We start from the raw sequence: 17,822 nt of genomic DNA on the forward strand, positions 1-17,822 counted from the left end.
AGCAGGACGAACACCCTGAACCGACAGGCCGAATGTAAGACTGCAAACCCTTCAGACCTTCACGCCGCCGAATCTTGCTCTTCTGGAGACGTCCATGTAAGACCTTCCCTAACGGCGGCGGCTCGCGAATTCGCTCACGCGTTGGCGGAAGGCTGGCGTACTGGCGCAGCGAAGAAAGGACGCACGCTCCTCATCGAGCCGAGAGGCTAAGGCCTCTGGCCCCCTGGGCTTGAACAAGGTCTTGGCGGACGCCGATGGCAGATCGGCCAGCCGCTCCACGAGCGCTTTTGCCTCGGCCTCAGCCGCCTCGTCGTCGAAGACTCGACAGACCAGGCCCATGCTCTCGGCGTCGTCCATCGAGATGCTGTCCGACGTCAGAAACAGCTGCAAGGCCCGTTGCGGGCCCAGCCGCTCGGTCAGCGAGTGGCTCAGCCCCAGATCGGGGGTCGTGCCCAGCTGGGGATATGCAAAGACCAGGCGCGCCGAACGAGCCGCGACCAGCACGTCACAGGCCAGTGCCAGCGACGCACCGCCGCCGGCGGCGGTGCCCCGCAGCAGCCCAACGACCGGCACCGGAAGCGAGAGCAGGCGCAGCAGCGCGGCATGCGCCGGCGCGATCAGCGAGTCCACGTATGCAGGCAGATCGTCGAGGTGCTCGGCCATGCGCTTGACGTCGGCACCGATGCAAAACATCGGTCCCTCGGACATCAGCAACACGGCCCTCAACTCAGCGTCATCATGCAGGCTGTCGGCGTGCGATTGCAAGGCGGCGACCCATTGCGGGGTCACGGCGTTGCGAAGGTCCGGTCGGCACAGGCTCAGCACCGCGACACCGTTCTCTCGGCTCAGTCGGATGGGCAGCTCGGGGTTCATGCCGCCACCGGCAGAGGCGCGGGCATCACCTGGCGCGATGCGCTTACCAGCACCGTCTCGAAGATGCCCTCACCGAAGAACGGGTCCGCGGCCATATAGGCGTCCAGGGCCGCGCGGTCGTCGAAACGGAGCACGAACACGCTGCCTTTCGCGCCGCCCCCTTCGTCCAACAGCGGACCCGCATAGATGAAATGAGTGGCGTGCGCACTGACACAGGCCATGTGCGCATCGCGCACGGTCAGCCGTTTCCCTTCGCCGCCGGGCCTGTTCAAGGCGTAGATCACGAAGTCCATGGACCGCTCAGTACTGCTCGCGCAGTTCGCCCGCCAGGCGGCTCAGGGCTTGACCCACGTCCTGGCCACTTCGCTGCGCGCCCTCCTTGGTCTCAACCCAGCGCTTGAGGGCATGCCGGCCTTTCTCGGCCCGGCGGTTCCAGCTGGGATCGGTAGGCGCTGTGAGCTCCAGCCGAATGCCGTTCGGATCGCGGAAGTAGATGCTGTAGATGTCGCCCTTGTGGTCGGTCGGCCCCACCACCGCCACACCATTCTGTTCGAGCCATTTCTTCCATTGGTGGATCTCTTCTTTCGTATCCACCTGCATGGCGAAGTGATTGAAGATGTCGTACGCGGGATGGGACGGCTCGGAGGCCGGCGGCAAGGTGGGCGTCTCGAAAAACGCCACGGTCGATCCGTCGCCCAGGCAGAAGAACAGATGAAGGTGTGGGAACGGCTCACCCGTCGACGGCACACGATCGTCGACCATCGCATTGCCGATCTCCATGCCCAGGATGCGGTGGTAGAAGTCCGCCGTGGCGGCCATGTCCTTCGTGATCCAACCCGCGTGGTTGAGCATCTTGGGCACCAGTTTGTGGCCGGGCGCACCTGCGCCCTGGGGGTCCAGCTTGTCGCTCATATCCGCGTTCCTTCTTCATTGGTTGATGGTGATCGGGACCACATCGGCTCGGGCGCGCTGAGCGCGCCGCAATAGCGCCGCATCCAAGGGCACGGCGTGCCCCTCGGTCCCAGCGCCGATTGTGGGAAGGCCGCCGCGCGCAGTCAGTCACCACGCAGGGGGACCGGTGCCGGGTCCACCCAAGGTACTCGCGCCCGCGCCATGCCCCTGTCCACCGATTAATCGTTTAGGACGACGCGCATTCACGCAGCCCTCTCTAGATTTGCGCCCCATCCGAGGCACAGCCTCCGACCGGTCCGCTCGATCTGCAGCCAGGGCTTCGTACACCTGTCCCACCAGCCCTGCGTGGATGAAGAGCACCGGCGCAGCGATTCGCCGTGGCATTTCTCAACCAACAAACGAGGAGACTTCATGAAAAAGACCTTCACCGCGGTCGCGGGCGCCATTGCCACCCTGGGCTGGGCCAGCAGCGCCCACGCCCAAAGCAACGTGACCATCTACGGATTGCTCGATGCCGCCGTGACGGCATATTCGACATCCGCTGGCACGCGGCTCCCAGGAGGCGCGGGTGCTGCCATGGCCAAACGCAGCGGCACCCAGCTGGACTCTGGCGTCGGTCCCGGCTCACGCCTCGGTTTCCGCGGCCAAGAAGATCTGGGAGGTGGGCTGCATGCCAAGTTCGTGTTGGAATCCGGAATCGGTGTGGACACGGGAGGGTTGCAGCAAGGTGGCCTGGCCTTTGGCCGTCAGGCGTTTGTGGGCATCGGTTCCGGCAAGGCGTGGTCCCTCACCGCCGGCCGCCAGTACTCGCCCATGAATGCGGCCTTTGCGCTGGCCACCCCCACCTACGGGTTCTACTGGGGCGGCGTGCAGACCAACTCCGGCTACCCCTTCTGGCCCAGCGTGGGCGAAGCCCCCGGCAGCGGGTTCTTCCAGGGCTCTGCGCGAGTCGACAACTCGATCCTATTCTCCGGCACCATGGGCGCCTTCACCGGTGAACTCATGATCGGCCTGGGCAACGAAAACGCGCGCCAGACCGGCCGCCTGATCAACCCAGCGATCACCTACGCCAGCGGCCCTCTGACGTTGCGCGCTTCGTATGCACGACACAAGCAAGGCGCGGCCGGCATCACCGCCACCGCCGAACCCGAATGGCTGTCGCAGTACATCGTGGGCGGCTCCTACAAGTTCGGCTGGGCCGAACTCTTCACCGGCGTGCACGGCGCGAAGGGGCCCAAGAACGCGGGCAACCTGAGCGCGGCCGCGACGCTGGGCAGCCCGACGGCCAACCTCTTCGCCTACTCCTGGCAGGAGGAGCGTTCGGTGTGGTTCGGCGCCCGCGTACCGCTGGGCTCGGGCACCTTGCTGGCCTCCATCGGCCGCAACAAGTTCGAGTACGCCACCGGACCGGACGGCGAGTCCACCGCGCTGCTGCTGGGCTATGAGTACCCCCTGTCCAAGCGCACCGTGCTCTATGGCAACTTCGGCTCCATCCGCAACAACGCGCACTCGAACTCGCCGCTGTCGGCCACGGTCTCGGTACTTCCCGCGAGCGGCTTCAACTCCGACGTGAAGGCGACCTCCTTCGGCATCCGCCACGCCTTCTGAGCCCGCGGTCGAGCGGGCTGAGGCCCGCTCGACCGCCGCGCCCGGTTCCGTGACAACGCACCAGCGACACCCGTCGCTGGTGCGCTTCGCGTTCTGCGGGAACTGGTGATTCATCGTTTGCGACGATGCGCGATCGGACCTCGCTCCCTACAGTGTGGCCATCGCTGCCGCCCACGGCACGGAACCGTTTTTCACTGACTCCATGACCACTTCCATCTCGCCAGGCCTGCAACAGAGCATCAACGCCGAGTTCGCCGACAGCGCCGCCGATTTCCTCGGCCGCCAGGACCACCGCGCCCGCGTGCGCCGACTGCGCAGCGCAGAAGCGGCCTCGTTCGAACGCCCGGTGTGGCAGGAGATCGCCGAGGCGGGCTGGCTTTCCATCGTAATCGCCGAAGAAGATGGTGGTCTCGGCCTTACGCTCAAGGAGGCCGCCGCGGTGGCGCAAACGGCGGGCGAACACCTGCTCCCGGAACCCTTCGTGATGGCGGGCGTGATGCCGGCCCTGGCGCTGGCGCCGCTGCGCGCCAGCGCGCGGCGCACGCAGCTGCTCAGCGGCCTGGCCGACGGCTCCACCGTCTGCGGCCTGGCCTGGCAGGAACGCGCCGGCCAACTGGTGCCGGGCCGCAACGAGGCAACCGCCAAGGAAGACGCCGAAGGCTGGAGCCTGTCGGGCCAGAAGCTGTTCGTCGACCCGGGTCCGGGCGCCGATGGCTGGCTCGTGCTGGCGCGCATGCGCAGCAGCGTCGGACTGTTCTGGGTCGTCGCCGACGCGGCGGGCGTGTCGCTGCGGCAGGAGCGCCGCGTGGACGGGCAGTTCGTGTCCACACTCCAGTTCGACGAGGTTCGGCTCGACGCCGCGGACCTGCTGGCAGAAGGCAGCGAGGCCATGGCCGCGGTGCGCACCGCCTGCGACGGCGCGCGCCTGGTGCAGGCGGCCGAACTCGTGGGTGTGGCGCGGCGCGCGCTGGCGATCACCCTGGATTACGCGCGCACCCGCGTGCAGTTCGGCAAACCCATCGGCGTCTTCCAGGCCTTGCAGCACCGCCTCGTCGATGTCTTTCTCCAGATCGAGCTCGCCACGGCCACGCTGCACGAGGCCCTGCACGGCTACGTCGGCGCGCAGGGCGCCCGCCTGGCCAGCCGCGCCAAGGCGCGCTGCGCGCACGCGGCGCTGGAAACCACGCGCCAGGCGATCCAGCTGCACGGGGCCATGGGCAACACCGACGAATGCGAGATCGGCCTGTACTTCAAGCGCGCGCTTGCGCTGAACGCCAGCCTGGGCAGCGTGGCGGCGCACCGCCGGCGCTACTTCGACGACGCCCTGGGCACGGCCGAGCCGCACGAAGCCGCCCCGGCGCAGACGGCCTGCGACGAGCCCGCAGCGGCCGCCACCGGCGACTGGGATGGCATGACGGAAGCGGCGTTCCGGCAGATGGTGCGAACCTTTCTGGAGCAGAACTACCCGCCGGCCCTGCGCCACTTTCCGCGTGGGCTGCACTGGGAAGAGGTCTGCGACTGGTATGTGACCGTCTCGCGCCGGGGCTGGGGCGCGCCGGCCTGGCCCAAGGAGCATGGCGGCATGGGCCTGTCGCCCGACAAGCTCATGGCCTTTCACGATGAGATGGAGCGCTACGGCGTGGCGCGCTGGATCGATCCCGGCGTCGAGATGCTGGGCCCGCTGCTCATGCGCTTCGGCACCGAGGCGCAGCGCGAACATTACCTGCCCCGCATCCTCACGGGCGAGCACGTCTGGTGCCAGGGCTATTCGGAGCCGAATGCCGGCTCCGACCTCGGTTCGCTGAGCACCCGCGCCGAACTGGTGGACGAGGAGTTCGTGGTCAACGGGCGAAAGATCTGGACCTCGCATGCCCAGGAAGCCACGCACATCTTCCTGCTGGTGCGCACCGAGCCCAAAGCCAAGGCCAGCGCCGCCATCAGCTTCCTGCTGGTGGACATGAAAACCCCGGGCATCTCGCTGCGGCGCATCCAGGACCTGACGGACGACGAACCCTTCTGTGAAGTGACGTTCGACGACGTGCGCGTGCCGGCCGCCAACCTGGTGGGCGCCCTGAACAGCGGCTGGATGATCGCCAAGGCCCTGCTGGGTTTCGAGCGGCTGTTCATTGGCAACCCCTCGCCGGTGATGTATGCCATGACCCAGCTCACGCAACTGGCGAGATCGCGCGGGCTGTTCGACGATGCGGCCTTTGCGGCGCGCTACGCCCAGCTGGCCATGGACACGGCCGACCTCAACGCGCTCTACAACCGCTTCGCCGACATCCTCAGGCGCGGCGAGCAACCCGGGCCGGACATCTCGCTGCTCAAGATCTGCTGCACGGAAACCTGGCAACGCGTCGCGGCCTGCCTCGCAGAATCGGCGGATGAGCAAGGCGCCCTAATCGGCGCTCAGCAGGTGGAAGGCGCTTCGCTGCAGATCCTCTCGCCCACCTTCAACGCCCTGCCCTCATCGATCTACGGCGGCAGCAACGAAATCCAGCGCAACATCCTGGCACGCCAGGTGCTGGACCTGCCGGGCTGAAGCCAGCACACCTTGAACCGGCCGTGCGGCCAGCGCACGCCCGGCAGCACCGACCCCGACATTCCGGCCGAACGAAGAACATGCAACTGACCCGTAGCATCCGCCGACACGAATCGCTTCAACCCCATGCGGTGGCCACCCGCTGCGCCGGACGCACACGCACCTGGGCCGAGCTGGCCAGCCGCCTGAAGCGTGTGGCCAGCGGCTTGCGTGGCCTGGGCATCCGGGCGGACGACCGGGTGGCCATCCTGGCCCTCAACGCCGACTACTACATGGAGGCGATGTACGCCATCACCTGGGCCGGTGGTGTCTGGGTGCCGCTCAACACGCGCTGGTCCATCGCCGAGAACGTGTACGGCCTGGACGATTCGGGCGCCACGGTGCTGATAGTCGACGCCCACTTTTCAGACGCAGCCGCCGAACTCGCGAGCCGCTGCGCCGGCGTGCGCGCCGTCATCCAGACCGAGGGCGTGCCCAAGGTGGCGGCTTGGCACGCCTACGAAGACATGGTGGCGCACAACGCTCCTTGCGAGGACGCGCGCCGCGACGGCGACGAGCTCGCGGGCATCTTCTACACCGGTGGCACCACGGGCGTGTCCAAAGGCGTGATGCTGTCGCACCGCGCGCTGATCACCTCGGCGCTGGCCACCACCGCCGAGGTCGGTTACGACGAGAGCACCGTCATGCTGCACATCGCGCCGATGTTCCACATCGCCGACGCCTCCAACATGGTGGCCACCAACGTGGCGGGGGGCAGCCACGTGATGCGGCCCTCCTTCGACCCTCTGGACACGCTCGCCACCATCGAGCGCGAGGGCATCACCCTGCTGCCGCTCGTGCCGACCATGCTGAAGATGCTGGTCGACCATCCGCAGGTCGATGCCTTCAATCTGTCGTCCATGCGCTGCATCATCTACGGCGGCTCCAGCATCACGGAGAGCCTGCTGGAGACGGCGCTGACCAGGTTCCGCTGCCGCTTCGTCCAGCTCTACGGGCAGACGGAGTTCGCCCCGGCGAGCATGCTCGCCCCGCGCCACCACTGCCTGTCCGGCCCCGACAGCGGCCATCTCAAGAGCGCCGGCAAGCCCTTCGGCATCGCCGAACTCGCCATCCTCGGTCCCGGCGGCGAGCCACTGCCGCGGGGCCAGGTCGGCGAGATCACGGTGAGCGGTGCGGTGGCCATGCTGGGCTACTGGAAAAAGCCCGAGGAGACCGCCAAGGCGCTGGTTGACGGCTGGGTGCGCACCGGCGATGCGGGCTACCTCGACGCAGACGGCTTCCTGCACGTGGTGGACCGCATCAAGGACATGATCATTTCGGGCGGCGAGAACGTGTACTCGGCCGAGGTCGAGAACGCCTTGTCCAAACACCCGGCCGTGGCCCAGTGCGCCGTCATCGGCGTGCCCGACGCCAAGTGGGGCGAATCGGTGCTCGCCGTGGTGATCCCGCGCGAGGGCATGTCGGTCACGGCCGACGAACTCATCGAACACTGCCGCGGCCTCATCGCCCGCTACAAGTGCCCGCGCCAGATCGAATTCAGGCGCACGCCCTTTCCGGCGACCGCCTCCGGAAAGATCCTCAAGCGGGTCATCCGTCAGGACCACCTCGCGTCCGGCACGCCCGCCTGAGGCCGTGCACCGCCCATCCATCCACAGGAGTTAGACGACATGACAGTGAATCTGGAAGGCCGCGTGGCCATCGTGACGGGCGCCGGCGGCGGTCTCGGCCGTGAACACGCCCTGCTGCTGGCCCGGCTCGGGGCCAAGGTGGTGGTGAACGACCCGGGCGGCAGCGTCGCGGGCACCGGCGACGACCGTCGCGTGGCGCAGATGGTGGTGGACGAGATCCGTGCCGCCGGCGGCGAGGCCGTGGCCAACCTCGACAGCGTGGCCGAGTTCAGCGCGGCTCAGCGCATCGTGCAGACCGCCATGGACACCTATGGGCGACTGGACATCCTGGTGAACAACGCCGGGATCCTGCGCGACAAGACCTTCGCGAAGATGGAGGTCGAGGATTTCGAGCTGGTGCTCAAGGTGCACCTCATGGGCACGGTGTACTGCACCAAGGCGGCCTGGCCCATCATGAACGAACAGGGTTACGGCCGCATCGTGCTCACCACCTCTGCGGCCGGCATCGTCGGCGGCTTCGGCCAGAGCAACTACGGCGCCGCCAAGATGGGCACTCTGGGCCTGATGAACTGCCTGGCGCTGGAAGGGGCACGCAACGGCGTGCTGGTCAACGCCATCTCGCCCGCGGCGGCCACACGCATGACTCAGGCGCTCATCCCACCGCAGATCGGCCAACACCTGCGGCCCGATCTGGTGTCGCCCGCCGTGGCCTGGCTGGCCAGCGAGGCCTGCACGCAAAGCGGCCTGGTGGTGAACGCCGTCGCCGGCTACTTCGCCTGCCAGCGTTTCGTCGAAGGTGAAGGCGTGCAGTTCAACCCGACCGAGCCCGTGACGGCGGACATGGTGGCCGACGCCGCCAAGAGCTTCGGCCAGATGAACAACGCCCGCGCCGTGGATCCCCGCCCCCTGGGCGATCTCGAAGCCCGGCTGCAGGCCCTGGGCCTGAGCTGAGGGGGGCCAGCATGGTCACCATCGAACGGCCCGGCGACCTCGCCCAATGGATCGGCAAGCCCTTTCCAGCGGCCGAGTGGTTCACGGTCACGCAGACACTGATCGACCAGTTCGCCGACCTCACGGGCGATCACCAATGGCTGCACTGCGACCCCGAGCGCGCGGCGCGCGAGAGTCCCTACGGCATCACCATCGCGCACGGCCTGCTCACGCTCTCGCTGATGCCCAGGCTTCGGGCCGCACTCTACGAAGTGCGCCACACCAGCAGCGGCGTCAACTACGGCGCCGACAAGCTGCGTTTCACCGCGCCGGTGAAGTGCGGCGCGCGCATCCGCCTGCAGGAAACGGTTCGCGAACTCACGCCCATCGCCGGCGGCGTGCGCTTTCTCAGCGACGTGCACGTCGAGGTGGAAGGCGAGCCCAAACCCGCCCTGGTCATCGAAACCATCGGCCTGCTCTTCGACTAATCAGAATCTTAAGCAATCATGAGTCTCAATGGTGCAGCCTGCATCGCGGGCGCCTATGAACACCCGACACGCAAGGCAGACGACAAATCACTGGCCCAGCTGCACGCCGAGGTCGCCCAAGGGGCGCTCGACGACGCCGGTCTCAGCTTCGACGATGTGGACGGCTACTTCTGCGCCGGCGATGCCCCCGGCCTGGGCGCCGCGTCCATGCTGGAGTACATGGGCCTGACGAAGGTGCGGCACATGGACTCCACCGACACCGGTGGTTCGGCCTATGTGCTGGCCGTGGGCCACGCCGCCGAAGCCATCGCGGCGGGCCGCTGCTCGGTGGCGCTGATCACCTGCGCGGGCCGCCCCCGCGCGGAGAAGGCACCGCCGGACCTCATGGTCAAGGCCTTCTTCGGCCCTACGGTGCCGGAAGTGCCGTTCGAGAATCCCTACTTACACACCGTCGCCAACACCTATGGCCTGGTGGCGCAGCGGCACATGCACGAGTACGGCACCACCAGCGAGCAGCTGGCCTGGATCAAAGTTGCGGCCTCGCACCACGCCCAGCACAACCCCCACGCGATGCTGCGCGAGGTGGTCACCGTGGAAGACGTGGTGAACTCGCCCCTGATCGCCGACCCGCTGCACAAGCTCGATTGTTGTGTGGTCAGCGACGGCGGTGGCGCCCTGGTCGTCGTGCACCCCGACATCGCCAAGACGCTCAAGCGGCCGACGGTGATGCTGCGCGGCGCCGGCGAAGCCATCAAGCACCTCAACGGCGGCAAGGTCGATCTGAGCTTCTCGGCCACGCGCTGGAGCGGCGAACGCGCCTTCGAGATGGCCCGCGTCAAGCCCTCGGACATCCAGTACGTATCCATCTACGACAGCTTCACCATCACCGTGCTGATGCAGCTGGAGGACCTGGGTTTTTGCGAGAAGGGCCAAGGGGGGCGTTTCGTCGCCGACGGCAATCTGATTTCCGGCGTCGGCCGGCTGCCCTTCAACACCGACGGCGGTGGCCTTTGCAGCAATCACCCCGGCAACCGCGGAGGCATGACCAAGGTGATCGAGTGCGTGCGCCAGCTGCGCGGCGAAGCCCACCCGAAGGTGCAGGTGAAGGACTGCCACCTGGCCCTGGCCAACGGCACCGGCGGCTCGCTCGGCACCCGGCACGGGGCCGCCACACTGATTCTGGAAAGGGTTTGAACGATGAGCACGGAGAACAAGGCGTCTGCGCCCAACTGGAACCCGGAAATCCAGCCCTTCCATGCCGCGGCGCAGAAAGGACAACTGCTGCTGGGCTACTGCCTGGACTGCGCCGAGCACCACTTCTTTCCGCGCAGCAAGTGCCCGTTCTGCCACAGCCTGAACACCGAGTGGCGTCCCAGCGTCGGCCGCGGCAGCGTGTATTCCTTCAGCATCCAGCGCCGTGTGCCACAGCCTTATGTGATTGCCTACGTCACGCTCGACGAAGGGCCGACCATGATGACCCACATCGTCGGCACCGAGCGGCTGGAGGACGTGCACATCGGCCAGGCCGTGGAAGTGAGTTTCCGGCCCGACCCCGATGGCATCCACACACCGGTGTTCCAGCCCCGGCGAGCGGCTTCGTAAGAAGTAGCACCACGGGTTCTTTCATCGACAGATCGAACGGGCATCGAGGTTCGATTGACCCTGTCGGGCTTGCGCTCGGCAGGGTTTTTTTTAGATACCGCTTCTCCTGGTTCGCCCCTTGTGGCGCATGGCCTTGGGCCACTCGGCGCGGTGCTCGTCCACCATGAGTTCGGACCGCCGCTGAAGGCGATCAAGCATTCCGTAGAGCAGGCTGGCTTCGGCGTCGCTCAAAGCGCCCAGGAGCTCCTGATTCAAACTCCGCACCTGCGGCATGAGGCTTTCATACAGCGATCGACCCGCCTCGGTCAGAGCCACCTCGGCCTGCCTGCGGTCTGACGCCTTCACGTGGCGCTGCACCAGGCCCTTGTTCACCAGAGAGGTGATGGCACGCGAGGTGCGCGCCTTGTCCAGATGCGAGCGCTGTGCCAACTCCGAGGGCGCCAGGCGGTCCTGCAGCGCCAGCTGCCCCAGGAAGTGCCATTCGCGGCGCGTGATGCCGTAGCGCCCCTCGCACATGCGCACCACCAGGCGGCCGGCCGTCAGCGATACGCGGCCCATGCGGTAGAGCAGCAAGCCTTCCATGCCGTCAAGTGAACCCGGCCGCGTGTGGGGCATCAGGGTATGTCCTAGAGAAAGTTGATTTGAACAAATCAAAGTCTGATCGCTAGAGTCCGTACGCCATTAACGACAGACACAAGGCGATCCGATCACCATGCGCAAACCATACCTTCTCTTCGCCTCCCTGTGTGCATCGCTTCTCGCCACAACATCCGGTGTCTCGGCGCAAGAAAAGCCACCGCTGAAGATCGTGGTGGGCTTTCCTCCCGGAGGGCCCATGGACCACCTCGCTCGGCTGCTGGCCGAGGGCATGCGTAAGGACTTCAGCACGATCGTGGTCGAGAACAAACCCGGCGCGGCGGGCCGCATCGCGATGCAGCAGGTGAAGAACGCGAAGCCCGATGGCCAGACCCTAATTCTCACGCCCAGCGGACTCACCGTGGTGTACCCGCACACCTTCAAGAAACTGGGATACGACGCCACGAAGGACTTCACCCCCATCTCGCTCATCGCGCGTTTCCAGTTCGTGGTGGTGGCGGGACCGAGCGCTCAGGCGAAGTCGATCCAGGACATGGTTCTTCAAGCGAAGGCCAGTCCGGGCAGCCTCACCTACGGCACGCCAGGGCTCGGCACCCTGCCCCAGTTCGTCGGGATCATGATCGAGCAAACTGCGGGCGTCCGCCTCAACCACGTGCCCTTTCAGGGCACGGCACCGGCCAAGGCCGCGCTGTTCGGCGGCCACATCGGCTACAGCTTCGACGTCGCCGCGGAAATGGCCGAGCCCTACCGCGCCGGCAAGGTTCGCATCCTGGCCGTGACGGGCCCCAAGCGCGACCCGCTGCTGCCAGAGGTGCCCACGCTGATGGAGTCGGGCATCCCGGTGGATGCGACGGCCTGGTTCGCCGTGTACGCACCCGCAGGTCTGGCGCCCGACAGCCAGGCCAGGCTGGAGCAAGCCGTGGCCAGGGCCGTCAAGAACCCCGGCATGCTGGAGCGCTTGAACCAGCTGGGCTACGAGCCCGTCGGTTCCAGCGCCGCCGAGTTGGCCGCGACACAGCAGCAGGACCTGGCCAAGTGGGAAAAACCGCTCAAGGCCGCCGGCCTGATCCTCGACTGATCGCGCTCGCCCTTGACCCTGGATAGCCGCTACCAACCACCCGCATCCCGCCCTTGTGAACCGACCCAACATCATCTTCATCGTGGCCGACGATCTCGGCTTCGCCGACCTGGGCTGCTACGGCGGCCGCGACGCCGAGTTTGGCCCCGTCTCTCCGCAGATCGACCGCCTGGCGGCCCAGGGCCTGCGCTTCACCCAGGCCTATTCCAACTCACCGGTGTGTTCCCCGACGCGCTTCGCCATGATCACGGCGCGTTACCAGTACCGGTTGCGCGCGGGGATCGATGAGCCGCTGAGCAGTCGACCTGGCCAAGGCATGACGCTGGGCTTGCCGCCCGGGCACCCGACACTGCCCTCGTTGCTGCAGGCGCAGGGCTACCGCACCGCCCTGGTGGGCAAATGGCACCTGGGCGCATTGCCCGGCTTCGGCCCACTCAAATCCGGCTACGAGGAGTTCTTCGGACCGATGTCCGGCGCCGTGGACTACTTCAGCCACTGCACCAACAACGGCGCTCACGACCTCTACCTGGGCGAGGCGGCGCAGACCGAAGAAGGCTACCTGACGGATCTTCTGTCGCGGCGCGCGGTGGACTATGTGCATCGCATGGCGCGGCAGAAGGCCCCCTTCCTGCTCAGCCTCCACTACACCGCGCCCCACTGGCCCTGGGAAACGCGCGACGACCAGGGCGTGAGCCAGGCGCTCAACAAGGGGCTGTTCCACTTGAACGGCGGCAACATCCACACCTACCGCCGCATGATCCACCACATGGACGAGGGCATCGGCTGGCTGGTGGAGGCTTTGCGCCAGAACGGCCAGCTTCATAACACGCTGCTGGTGTTCACCAGCGACAACGGCGGCGAACGCTTCTCGGACAACTGGCCTCTGGTGGGCGGCAAGATGGACCTGACCGAGGGTGGCATCCGCGTGCCCTGGATCGCGCACTGGCCCGAGGTGATCGTACCCGGGCGAACCAGCAGCCAGGTCTGCATGACGATGGATTGGTCGGCCACGATGCTGGAGCTCGCCGGCGCGAGCGCCGCCCCCGGCTATCCCCTGGACGGCGTGTCCATCCTGCCGGTGCTGCAGGCCGAGGGCCGGGAGTTCCCGCGGCCGCTCCACTGGCGCATGAACCACCGGGCCCAGCGCGCGCTGCGTGAGGGCGACTGGAAGTACCTGCGCGTGGATGGCCACGACTACCTGTTCCACCTGCCCAGTGACGAACGCGAGCGCGCCAACCTCGCCGCGCAACAGGCCGGTCGCCTCGCGGCCATGCGCGACCACTGGGAAGCCTGGAACGCCAGCATGCCCCCGATTCCCGACGATGCCTCGGTCATCCTGGGCTACTCTCAGAAGGACATGCCGCAGCGATGAGCCAGCGTGCGGCCGACTCACGCGACCGGACACCCGCCCCATCGCGGGTGTCCGGATCGCTCACTCAGTTGAGTTTCACGTTCGAGCTTCGAATGAACTCCGCCCACTTGCGAACGTCCTGTTCGTAGTACTGCCGGAACTCGACTTGCGTCATCGCGGGGGCAACGAAACCCAATTCGGCCGCCTTGGCCTTGTAGGTCGACGAGGCCACGATGTCGCCGATCGACTTGCCCAGCTCGGCCACCACGTTCGCGGGCGTGCTGGGCGGTGCCAGGACGCCGATCCAGTTCTCGTTCTGCATGCGAAGGCCCTGCTCGGCGAAGGTGAGCACCTCGGAAACGGCGCCGACCCGTTCGGCCGCTGCAACACCCACGAACTTCAGTTTGCCGCGAAGCTGGGCCGAACCCGCCACAACGGAAAACATCAGGTCGTAGTGGTCACCCATCAAGCCTTGCATGGCCGGCGCCATGCCGCCCACAGAAACGTGCGTGGCATCCGTGATGCCAGCCGCCTGGCAGAAAGCCAGCGACACCAGGTGACCGCTGCCGCCAATGCCGGCGTTGGCGATGGTCAGGCGCTGCTTGCGGGCCAGTGCGATGACTTCCTGCAGGTTGTTCGCGGGCAGGCCGGGCCGGGCGAGCAGGATGAAGGCCGTGGTGCCGAGCATGGCGAGGGGCACGAACTTTGACGCGTCGTACGGGGTCTTCGACAGGTTCGGGTAGATCGAGAGTGCGTCCGGCGCGCCGATCAACAAGGTGGTTCCGTCGGGTTGTGCGTTGTACACATGGGCGGAGCCGATCGATCCGGTCGCTCCGGGACGGTTCTCTACGACCACCGGTTGGCGCAGGTGCTCGCTCAGGCCGGGCGCGATCATGCGTGTGAGGATATCCGTCGCGCCCCCGGGCGGGAACGTGACGACCAGTTTGACCGGACCGGACGGCCGCCAGGCGCTTTGCGCGTGGACATGCGGAATGGCGCTCAGGCCAGCCACTGCGCCTGCGATCGTCAGCAGGCGCCTGCGCCCGATGGGGGCAGCGCCGCGGCCGAACTCGGTGTTCATGATGTGTCTCCTTGCTTGTATGGACGCGCCTGATTCAAAACCCGCTTCGTGAATGCGGCGTGGCCAGGCGGAAAGTCCAGGCGCCGCAACCGAGATGACCCATGCACCTCACGAGGATCGTTCGCACTCCGTGCGCCTAGGCAGTCAACACATGGCGCTGAAGCGAAGAACGACGCTGTGACGATAGGCCCGGGCTGGCGCCAACGCATCGTCGTATAAGACTAATCAAGCGCCGACGAAGCTTCGGCCGGCGCGGGAGCGGTGAGTCTCGCACTCAGGCGATGAGGCCCCGGCGCCGCGCTACGGCGATGGCTTCCATGCGGCTGCGCGTGTCGAGCTTGCCGTTGATGTTGCGTAAGTGCGTGCGCACCGTGGTCTCGCCCAGAAAGAGCTTCTCGGCGAGTTCGAGGTTCGACAGCCCCTCCGCCGCCAGCCGCAGCACCTGGAGTTCACGCCGGCTCAGCAGCTCGCTGTTCAGCGCGGGTGCCTCCGTGGGGGTGGCTGCATCCACCGGCTTCAGCACCCACTTGCTCTGCTGCGGCACCAGCACGTCCAGAAAGGACAGGACCTCCCCCGGCAGATGGCCATCGCTGAACAGGCCGTGCTGCGCCCGCAACTCGGCGCACATCTGCACCATGAAGGAGCCCTCGTCGAGCACGGCGCGCACATAACCTTCGCGCGACGCGGCCGTGAGCGCCGTGGCGAGCTGGCGCATCGCCTTGTTGCGCTGCCCGTCGCGGTACAGCGCCTGGGCAATCAGCAGCGTCAGCGTCAGTGCGCGTCGCTCGCGCTGTGTGCGCCGCGCCGCGGCCAGCTCGACATGGAGGCCCGGCAGCACCTCGGCATGCTGCCCGGCACGGATCGCCCAGCGCGCATACAACACGTCGAAGGTCTCGACCTCGTTCGCACGGTAGGACAGCCGCGCGACATGCGCCCACAGGCTCGGGCTCCCGCAACGATCGAGCGCCTCCCTGGCGTGCGCGAGCCGGTCCTGCAAGAGCAGCAGGCGCACCCGCTCCAGGCGGGCGCTGGCGATGACGCGCGCAAGCCCCTTGCGATGGCCGATGCGCTCCAGCTCCATCAGCAGTTGTTCGGCACCCTCGGTCTGCTGCCGTTCGATCAGGATTCGGGCCATGACCACGTGCGCGACGATCAGCTCATCCGGCACGCAGACGCCCTGGGTGAGCGGGATGTAGATGGCCAGCAGCCGCTCGGACTGTTCGAGTTGCCCGGACTCATACAAGGCCAGCGCGAGCGGCACGCCGGCCAGCACGTTGCCATTGGTGGCACGGGTGGCGTCGGTCGCTCCGGCGCTGGTGGCCAGGCGCAGGCCAGCGATGGCCTGGCGCAGGCGCCCTTGCACCATATTGACCACGGCCTCGACCGCCTCGGACAGCGCCAGGTTGAGGTCGCTGGAGTGCGAGGGCTGCTGCGCCCGCGCGACGTCCACGAGTCGCAAGGCCTCCTGGTAGCGTCCGCTGATCAGGGCCAGGTTGGCGCGCGTCACCTCCAGGAAGCCGCTCACGAAACTGAGGTCGGGCGGCACTTGCGCCTGCACGGCTTCTGCGATCGGCAAGGCTTCGTCGATGCGATCGCTGAGCATGAGGAACAGCGGTCGCATGGCCAGGCAGTGAGCGCGCACGGTCGCGTCGGCGTCGGCACGCGCTTCCAGCCGTTCGAGCAGGGGTTCCGCGGCGCGCGGTCCGCGCGCGAAGAACACCGACCAGGCATGCACCACCTGCAGCATCGGGTGCCCCTCCAAACGACCACTGTCGAGCAAGGGCCCGAGCCAGCGCGACAGCAGGCGCACGCGGCCCTGGGCCAGCAGTGTCTGCGCGTGTGTCGTCAGCAAAGGCAGCGCAAAAGCCAGATCGGCAGCCGCCAAGGCGTGTTCGATGGCCGGCATGGGGCGGCCCTGGGCAGCGAACCAGCTCGCCGCCGTGCGGTGAATCCGGGGCACCTCCTGTGGCATCAGGTGCACCAGCTCACCGCGCAGGAATTCGGCAAACATGCCGTGGTAGCGGTACTGGCCACGGTCGCCCTGCAGCGGCGTGAGAAACAGCTGCGCCTGGTCCACCAACCGCAACAGGCTGGCGCTGTCCTGGCGGCCGCAGACGGCATCGCACAGGCTGGGGTTGAGTTCGGCCAGGAGGCTGGTGCGCAAGAGGAAATCGCGCAGATCTGGACTCTGACGCGCGAGCACGTCTTCGGCCAGGTAGCCCACCACCGCGGAGTTGGACCCGCTGAAGCCCGCGATGAAACGGCCCGGTTCTTCACGGCGTTCGAGCGAAAGACTGGCCAACCGAAGCGCGGCGGCCCAGCCTTCCGTCGTGGTGTGCAGGCGGCGAATATCAGCGGCGGTCAGCTCGATGCCGCGCTGCTGCCGCAGGAAGCCGTCGACCTCGGCCTCGGTGAAGCGAAGGTGCGCGGGCTCCACGTCGAGCAGGCGACCACTCACACGCAAGCGGCCCAGCCCCAGATCGGGCACGCCGCGCGAGCCGATGATCACCTGGGCCCCGCGCGGCAGGCGGTCGATCAGTTCACCCATGAAGGCCAGTGCCACCGGGTTGTGCACCGCCTCGAAGTCGTCGCAGAACAAGGCGAACGGTGCCGAATGCGAGGCGACGCCATCGATCAGCGACAGAGCCAGACGATCGAGTCCTCTCCCGTCGTGCCCGTCCACCGCAGGAAGCCCGGGCACGACCGAGGCCAGGGCGGCCGACAAGGCGCCCAGAAAGCGCACGAGGTCGTTGTCGCCGCGGTCCAAGGTCAGCCAGGTGGTCGGCACGCCCAGCTTCTGGAAGCGCTCCCGCACCTGGAGCATGGCCGTGGTCTTGCCGAATCCCGCCGGTGCGCGCAGCAGAACCAGGCGGGCCTCGCCAGCCGCGAAGATGCGCTCGCACAGCGCGACGCGCGGGACTTCGGCGGCCAGGCGTTGCGGCGGGTGAAGCTTGGGCGATATCGTCGACGTGGTGGCTGCGGACAATGGTCCTTTCGCCGCGCTGCCGTCGGCCCGAAACGCCTGGACAGCGGAGCGGCTGGCCCCGTCGGTCTGAGCGGGTGTCTCCACGATGCTGCTGGTCTTGGCCATGCGCGAGTCGTCGTTGCGCGTATGCAGAGGGTTGGGGATCG

At 67.2% G+C, this 17,822-nt stretch carries 15 protein-coding genes; 9 read left to right on the top strand and 6 right to left on the bottom strand.

Features of this window, described 5'->3' with window-relative positions; translation table 11 throughout:
* Positions 1-108: 108 nt before the first annotated feature.
* Genes JNX00_RS20580 through JNX00_RS20590 form a run of 3 tightly spaced genes read right to left on the bottom strand, consistent with a single transcriptional unit; the run spans position 109 to position 1,785 of the window.
* Positions 109-873 (bottom strand): enoyl-CoA hydratase-related protein, encoded by a 765-nt coding sequence (locus JNX00_RS20580; RefSeq protein ID WP_204743542.1) that lies wholly within the window; start codon positions 871-873, stop codon positions 109-111.
* Positions 870-1,166 carry a YciI family protein gene (locus tag JNX00_RS20585; RefSeq protein WP_204743543.1) on the bottom strand — a complete coding sequence of 99 codons (297 nt, stop codon included), beginning with the start codon at positions 1,164-1,166 and terminating at the stop codon, positions 870-872. The genes JNX00_RS20580 and JNX00_RS20585 overlap by 4 nt, the downstream gene beginning before the upstream one ends.
* Before the next feature lie 7 nt (positions 1,167-1,173).
* On the bottom strand, positions 1,174-1,785 hold the full coding sequence (locus JNX00_RS20590; protein WP_239478198.1) for a VOC family protein: 612 nt from the start codon (positions 1,783-1,785) through the stop codon (positions 1,174-1,176).
* Positions 1,786-2,130: 345 nt separating this feature from the next.
* On the opposite strand from JNX00_RS20590, the gene JNX00_RS20595 reads away from it, so the two are divergent.
* The 7 genes from JNX00_RS20595 (at position 2,131) to JNX00_RS20625 (ending at position 10,583) form a co-directional block, all read left to right on the top strand.
* Positions 2,131-3,393 (top strand): porin, encoded by a 1,263-nt coding sequence (locus JNX00_RS20595; protein ID WP_204743544.1) that lies wholly within the window; start codon positions 2,131-2,133, stop codon positions 3,391-3,393.
* A 202-nt stretch (positions 3,394-3,595) separates the two neighbouring features.
* Complete coding sequence (locus JNX00_RS20600; protein WP_204743545.1) at positions 3,596-5,935, top strand: acyl-CoA dehydrogenase; 2,340 nt, start codon at positions 3,596-3,598, stop codon at positions 5,933-5,935.
* An 80-nt stretch (positions 5,936-6,015) separates the two neighbouring features.
* Positions 6,016-7,563, top strand: coding sequence for a long-chain fatty acid--CoA ligase (locus JNX00_RS20605; RefSeq protein ID WP_204743546.1), 1,548 nt, complete (start codon positions 6,016-6,018; stop codon positions 7,561-7,563).
* Positions 7,564-7,602: 39 nt separating this feature from the next.
* Positions 7,603-8,514: an SDR family NAD(P)-dependent oxidoreductase gene (locus JNX00_RS20610; RefSeq protein WP_204743547.1), complete on the top strand. Its 912-nt coding sequence runs from the start codon at positions 7,603-7,605 to the stop codon at positions 8,512-8,514.
* Between the two features lie 11 nt (positions 8,515-8,525).
* Positions 8,526-8,981, top strand: coding sequence for a MaoC family dehydratase (locus JNX00_RS20615; RefSeq protein ID WP_204743548.1), 456 nt, complete (start codon positions 8,526-8,528; stop codon positions 8,979-8,981).
* Positions 8,982-8,999: 18 nt separating this feature from the next.
* Positions 9,000-10,175: a thiolase domain-containing protein gene (locus JNX00_RS20620; RefSeq protein WP_204743549.1), complete on the top strand. Its 1,176-nt coding sequence runs from the start codon at positions 9,000-9,002 to the stop codon at positions 10,173-10,175.
* Positions 10,176-10,178: 3 nt separating this feature from the next.
* A complete protein-coding gene (locus tag JNX00_RS20625; protein WP_204743550.1) occupies positions 10,179-10,583 on the top strand; it encodes an OB-fold domain-containing protein in 405 nt (134 codons plus the stop codon).
* A 90-nt stretch (positions 10,584-10,673) separates the two neighbouring features.
* Here the strand turns inward: JNX00_RS20625 and JNX00_RS20630 are convergent, their stop codons facing one another.
* On the bottom strand, positions 10,674-11,198 hold the full coding sequence (locus JNX00_RS20630; RefSeq protein ID WP_204743551.1) for a MarR family transcriptional regulator: 525 nt from the start codon (positions 11,196-11,198) through the stop codon (positions 10,674-10,676).
* A gap of 220 nt (positions 11,199-11,418) precedes the next feature.
* Between JNX00_RS20630 and JNX00_RS20635 the strand changes: the two genes are divergently transcribed.
* On the top strand, positions 11,419-12,258 hold the full coding sequence (locus JNX00_RS20635; RefSeq protein WP_239478199.1) for a tripartite tricarboxylate transporter substrate binding protein: 840 nt from the start codon (positions 11,419-11,421) through the stop codon (positions 12,256-12,258).
* Positions 12,259-12,313: 55 nt separating this feature from the next.
* Positions 12,314-13,630 carry a sulfatase-like hydrolase/transferase gene (locus JNX00_RS20640; RefSeq protein ID WP_204743553.1) on the top strand — a complete coding sequence of 439 codons (1,317 nt, stop codon included), beginning with the start codon at positions 12,314-12,316 and terminating at the stop codon, positions 13,628-13,630.
* Positions 13,631-13,694: 64 nt separating this feature from the next.
* On the opposite strand, the gene JNX00_RS20645 is transcribed toward JNX00_RS20640, so the two are convergent.
* Both JNX00_RS20645 and JNX00_RS20650 read right to left on the bottom strand, forming a co-directional pair.
* Positions 13,695-14,690 carry a tripartite tricarboxylate transporter substrate binding protein gene (locus tag JNX00_RS20645; RefSeq protein WP_204743554.1) on the bottom strand — a complete coding sequence of 332 codons (996 nt, stop codon included), beginning with the start codon at positions 14,688-14,690 and terminating at the stop codon, positions 13,695-13,697.
* Positions 14,691-14,964: 274 nt separating this feature from the next.
* Positions 14,965-17,781 carry a LuxR C-terminal-related transcriptional regulator gene (locus JNX00_RS20650; RefSeq protein ID WP_204743555.1) on the bottom strand — a complete coding sequence of 939 codons (2,817 nt, stop codon included), beginning with the start codon at positions 17,779-17,781 and terminating at the stop codon, positions 14,965-14,967.
* Positions 17,782-17,822 lie beyond the last annotated feature (41 nt).

Source organism: Hydrogenophaga sp. YM1 (assembly GCF_016903055.1).
GTDB classification, from domain to species: Bacteria; Pseudomonadota; Gammaproteobacteria; order Burkholderiales; family Burkholderiaceae_C; genus Hydrogenophaga; species Hydrogenophaga borbori.

What these genes read in the sequence shown, in the direction of transcription:
- JNX00_RS20580 (WP_204743542.1), bottom strand. Translation starts at nt 873, where the DNA reads ATGAACCCCGAGCTGCCCATCCGACTGAGCCGAGAGAACGGTGTCGCG.
- JNX00_RS20585 (WP_204743543.1), bottom strand. Translation starts at nt 1,166, where the DNA reads ATGGACTTCGTGATCTACGCCTTGAACAGGCCCGGCGGCGAAGGGAAA.
- JNX00_RS20590 (WP_239478198.1), bottom strand. Translation starts at nt 1,785, where the DNA reads ATGAGCGACAAGCTGGACCCCCAGGGCGCAGGTGCGCCCGGCCACAAA.
- JNX00_RS20600 (WP_204743545.1), top strand. Translation starts at nt 3,596, where the DNA reads ATGACCACTTCCATCTCGCCAGGCCTGCAACAGAGCATCAACGCCGAG.
- JNX00_RS20605 (WP_204743546.1), top strand. Translation starts at nt 6,016, where the DNA reads ATGCAACTGACCCGTAGCATCCGCCGACACGAATCGCTTCAACCCCAT.
- JNX00_RS20610 (WP_204743547.1), top strand. Translation starts at nt 7,603, where the DNA reads ATGACAGTGAATCTGGAAGGCCGCGTGGCCATCGTGACGGGCGCCGGC.
- JNX00_RS20615 (WP_204743548.1), top strand. Translation starts at nt 8,526, where the DNA reads ATGGTCACCATCGAACGGCCCGGCGACCTCGCCCAATGGATCGGCAAG.
- JNX00_RS20620 (WP_204743549.1), top strand. Translation starts at nt 9,000, where the DNA reads ATGAGTCTCAATGGTGCAGCCTGCATCGCGGGCGCCTATGAACACCCG.
- JNX00_RS20625 (WP_204743550.1), top strand. Translation starts at nt 10,179, where the DNA reads ATGAGCACGGAGAACAAGGCGTCTGCGCCCAACTGGAACCCGGAAATC.
- JNX00_RS20630 (WP_204743551.1), bottom strand. Translation starts at nt 11,198, where the DNA reads ATGCCCCACACGCGGCCGGGTTCACTTGACGGCATGGAAGGCTTGCTG.
- JNX00_RS20635 (WP_239478199.1), top strand. Translation starts at nt 11,419, where the DNA reads ATGGACCACCTCGCTCGGCTGCTGGCCGAGGGCATGCGTAAGGACTTC.
- JNX00_RS20645 (WP_204743554.1), bottom strand. Translation starts at nt 14,690, where the DNA reads ATGAACACCGAGTTCGGCCGCGGCGCTGCCCCCATCGGGCGCAGGCGC.
- JNX00_RS20650 (WP_204743555.1), bottom strand. Translation starts at nt 17,781, where the DNA reads ATGGCCAAGACCAGCAGCATCGTGGAGACACCCGCTCAGACCGACGGG.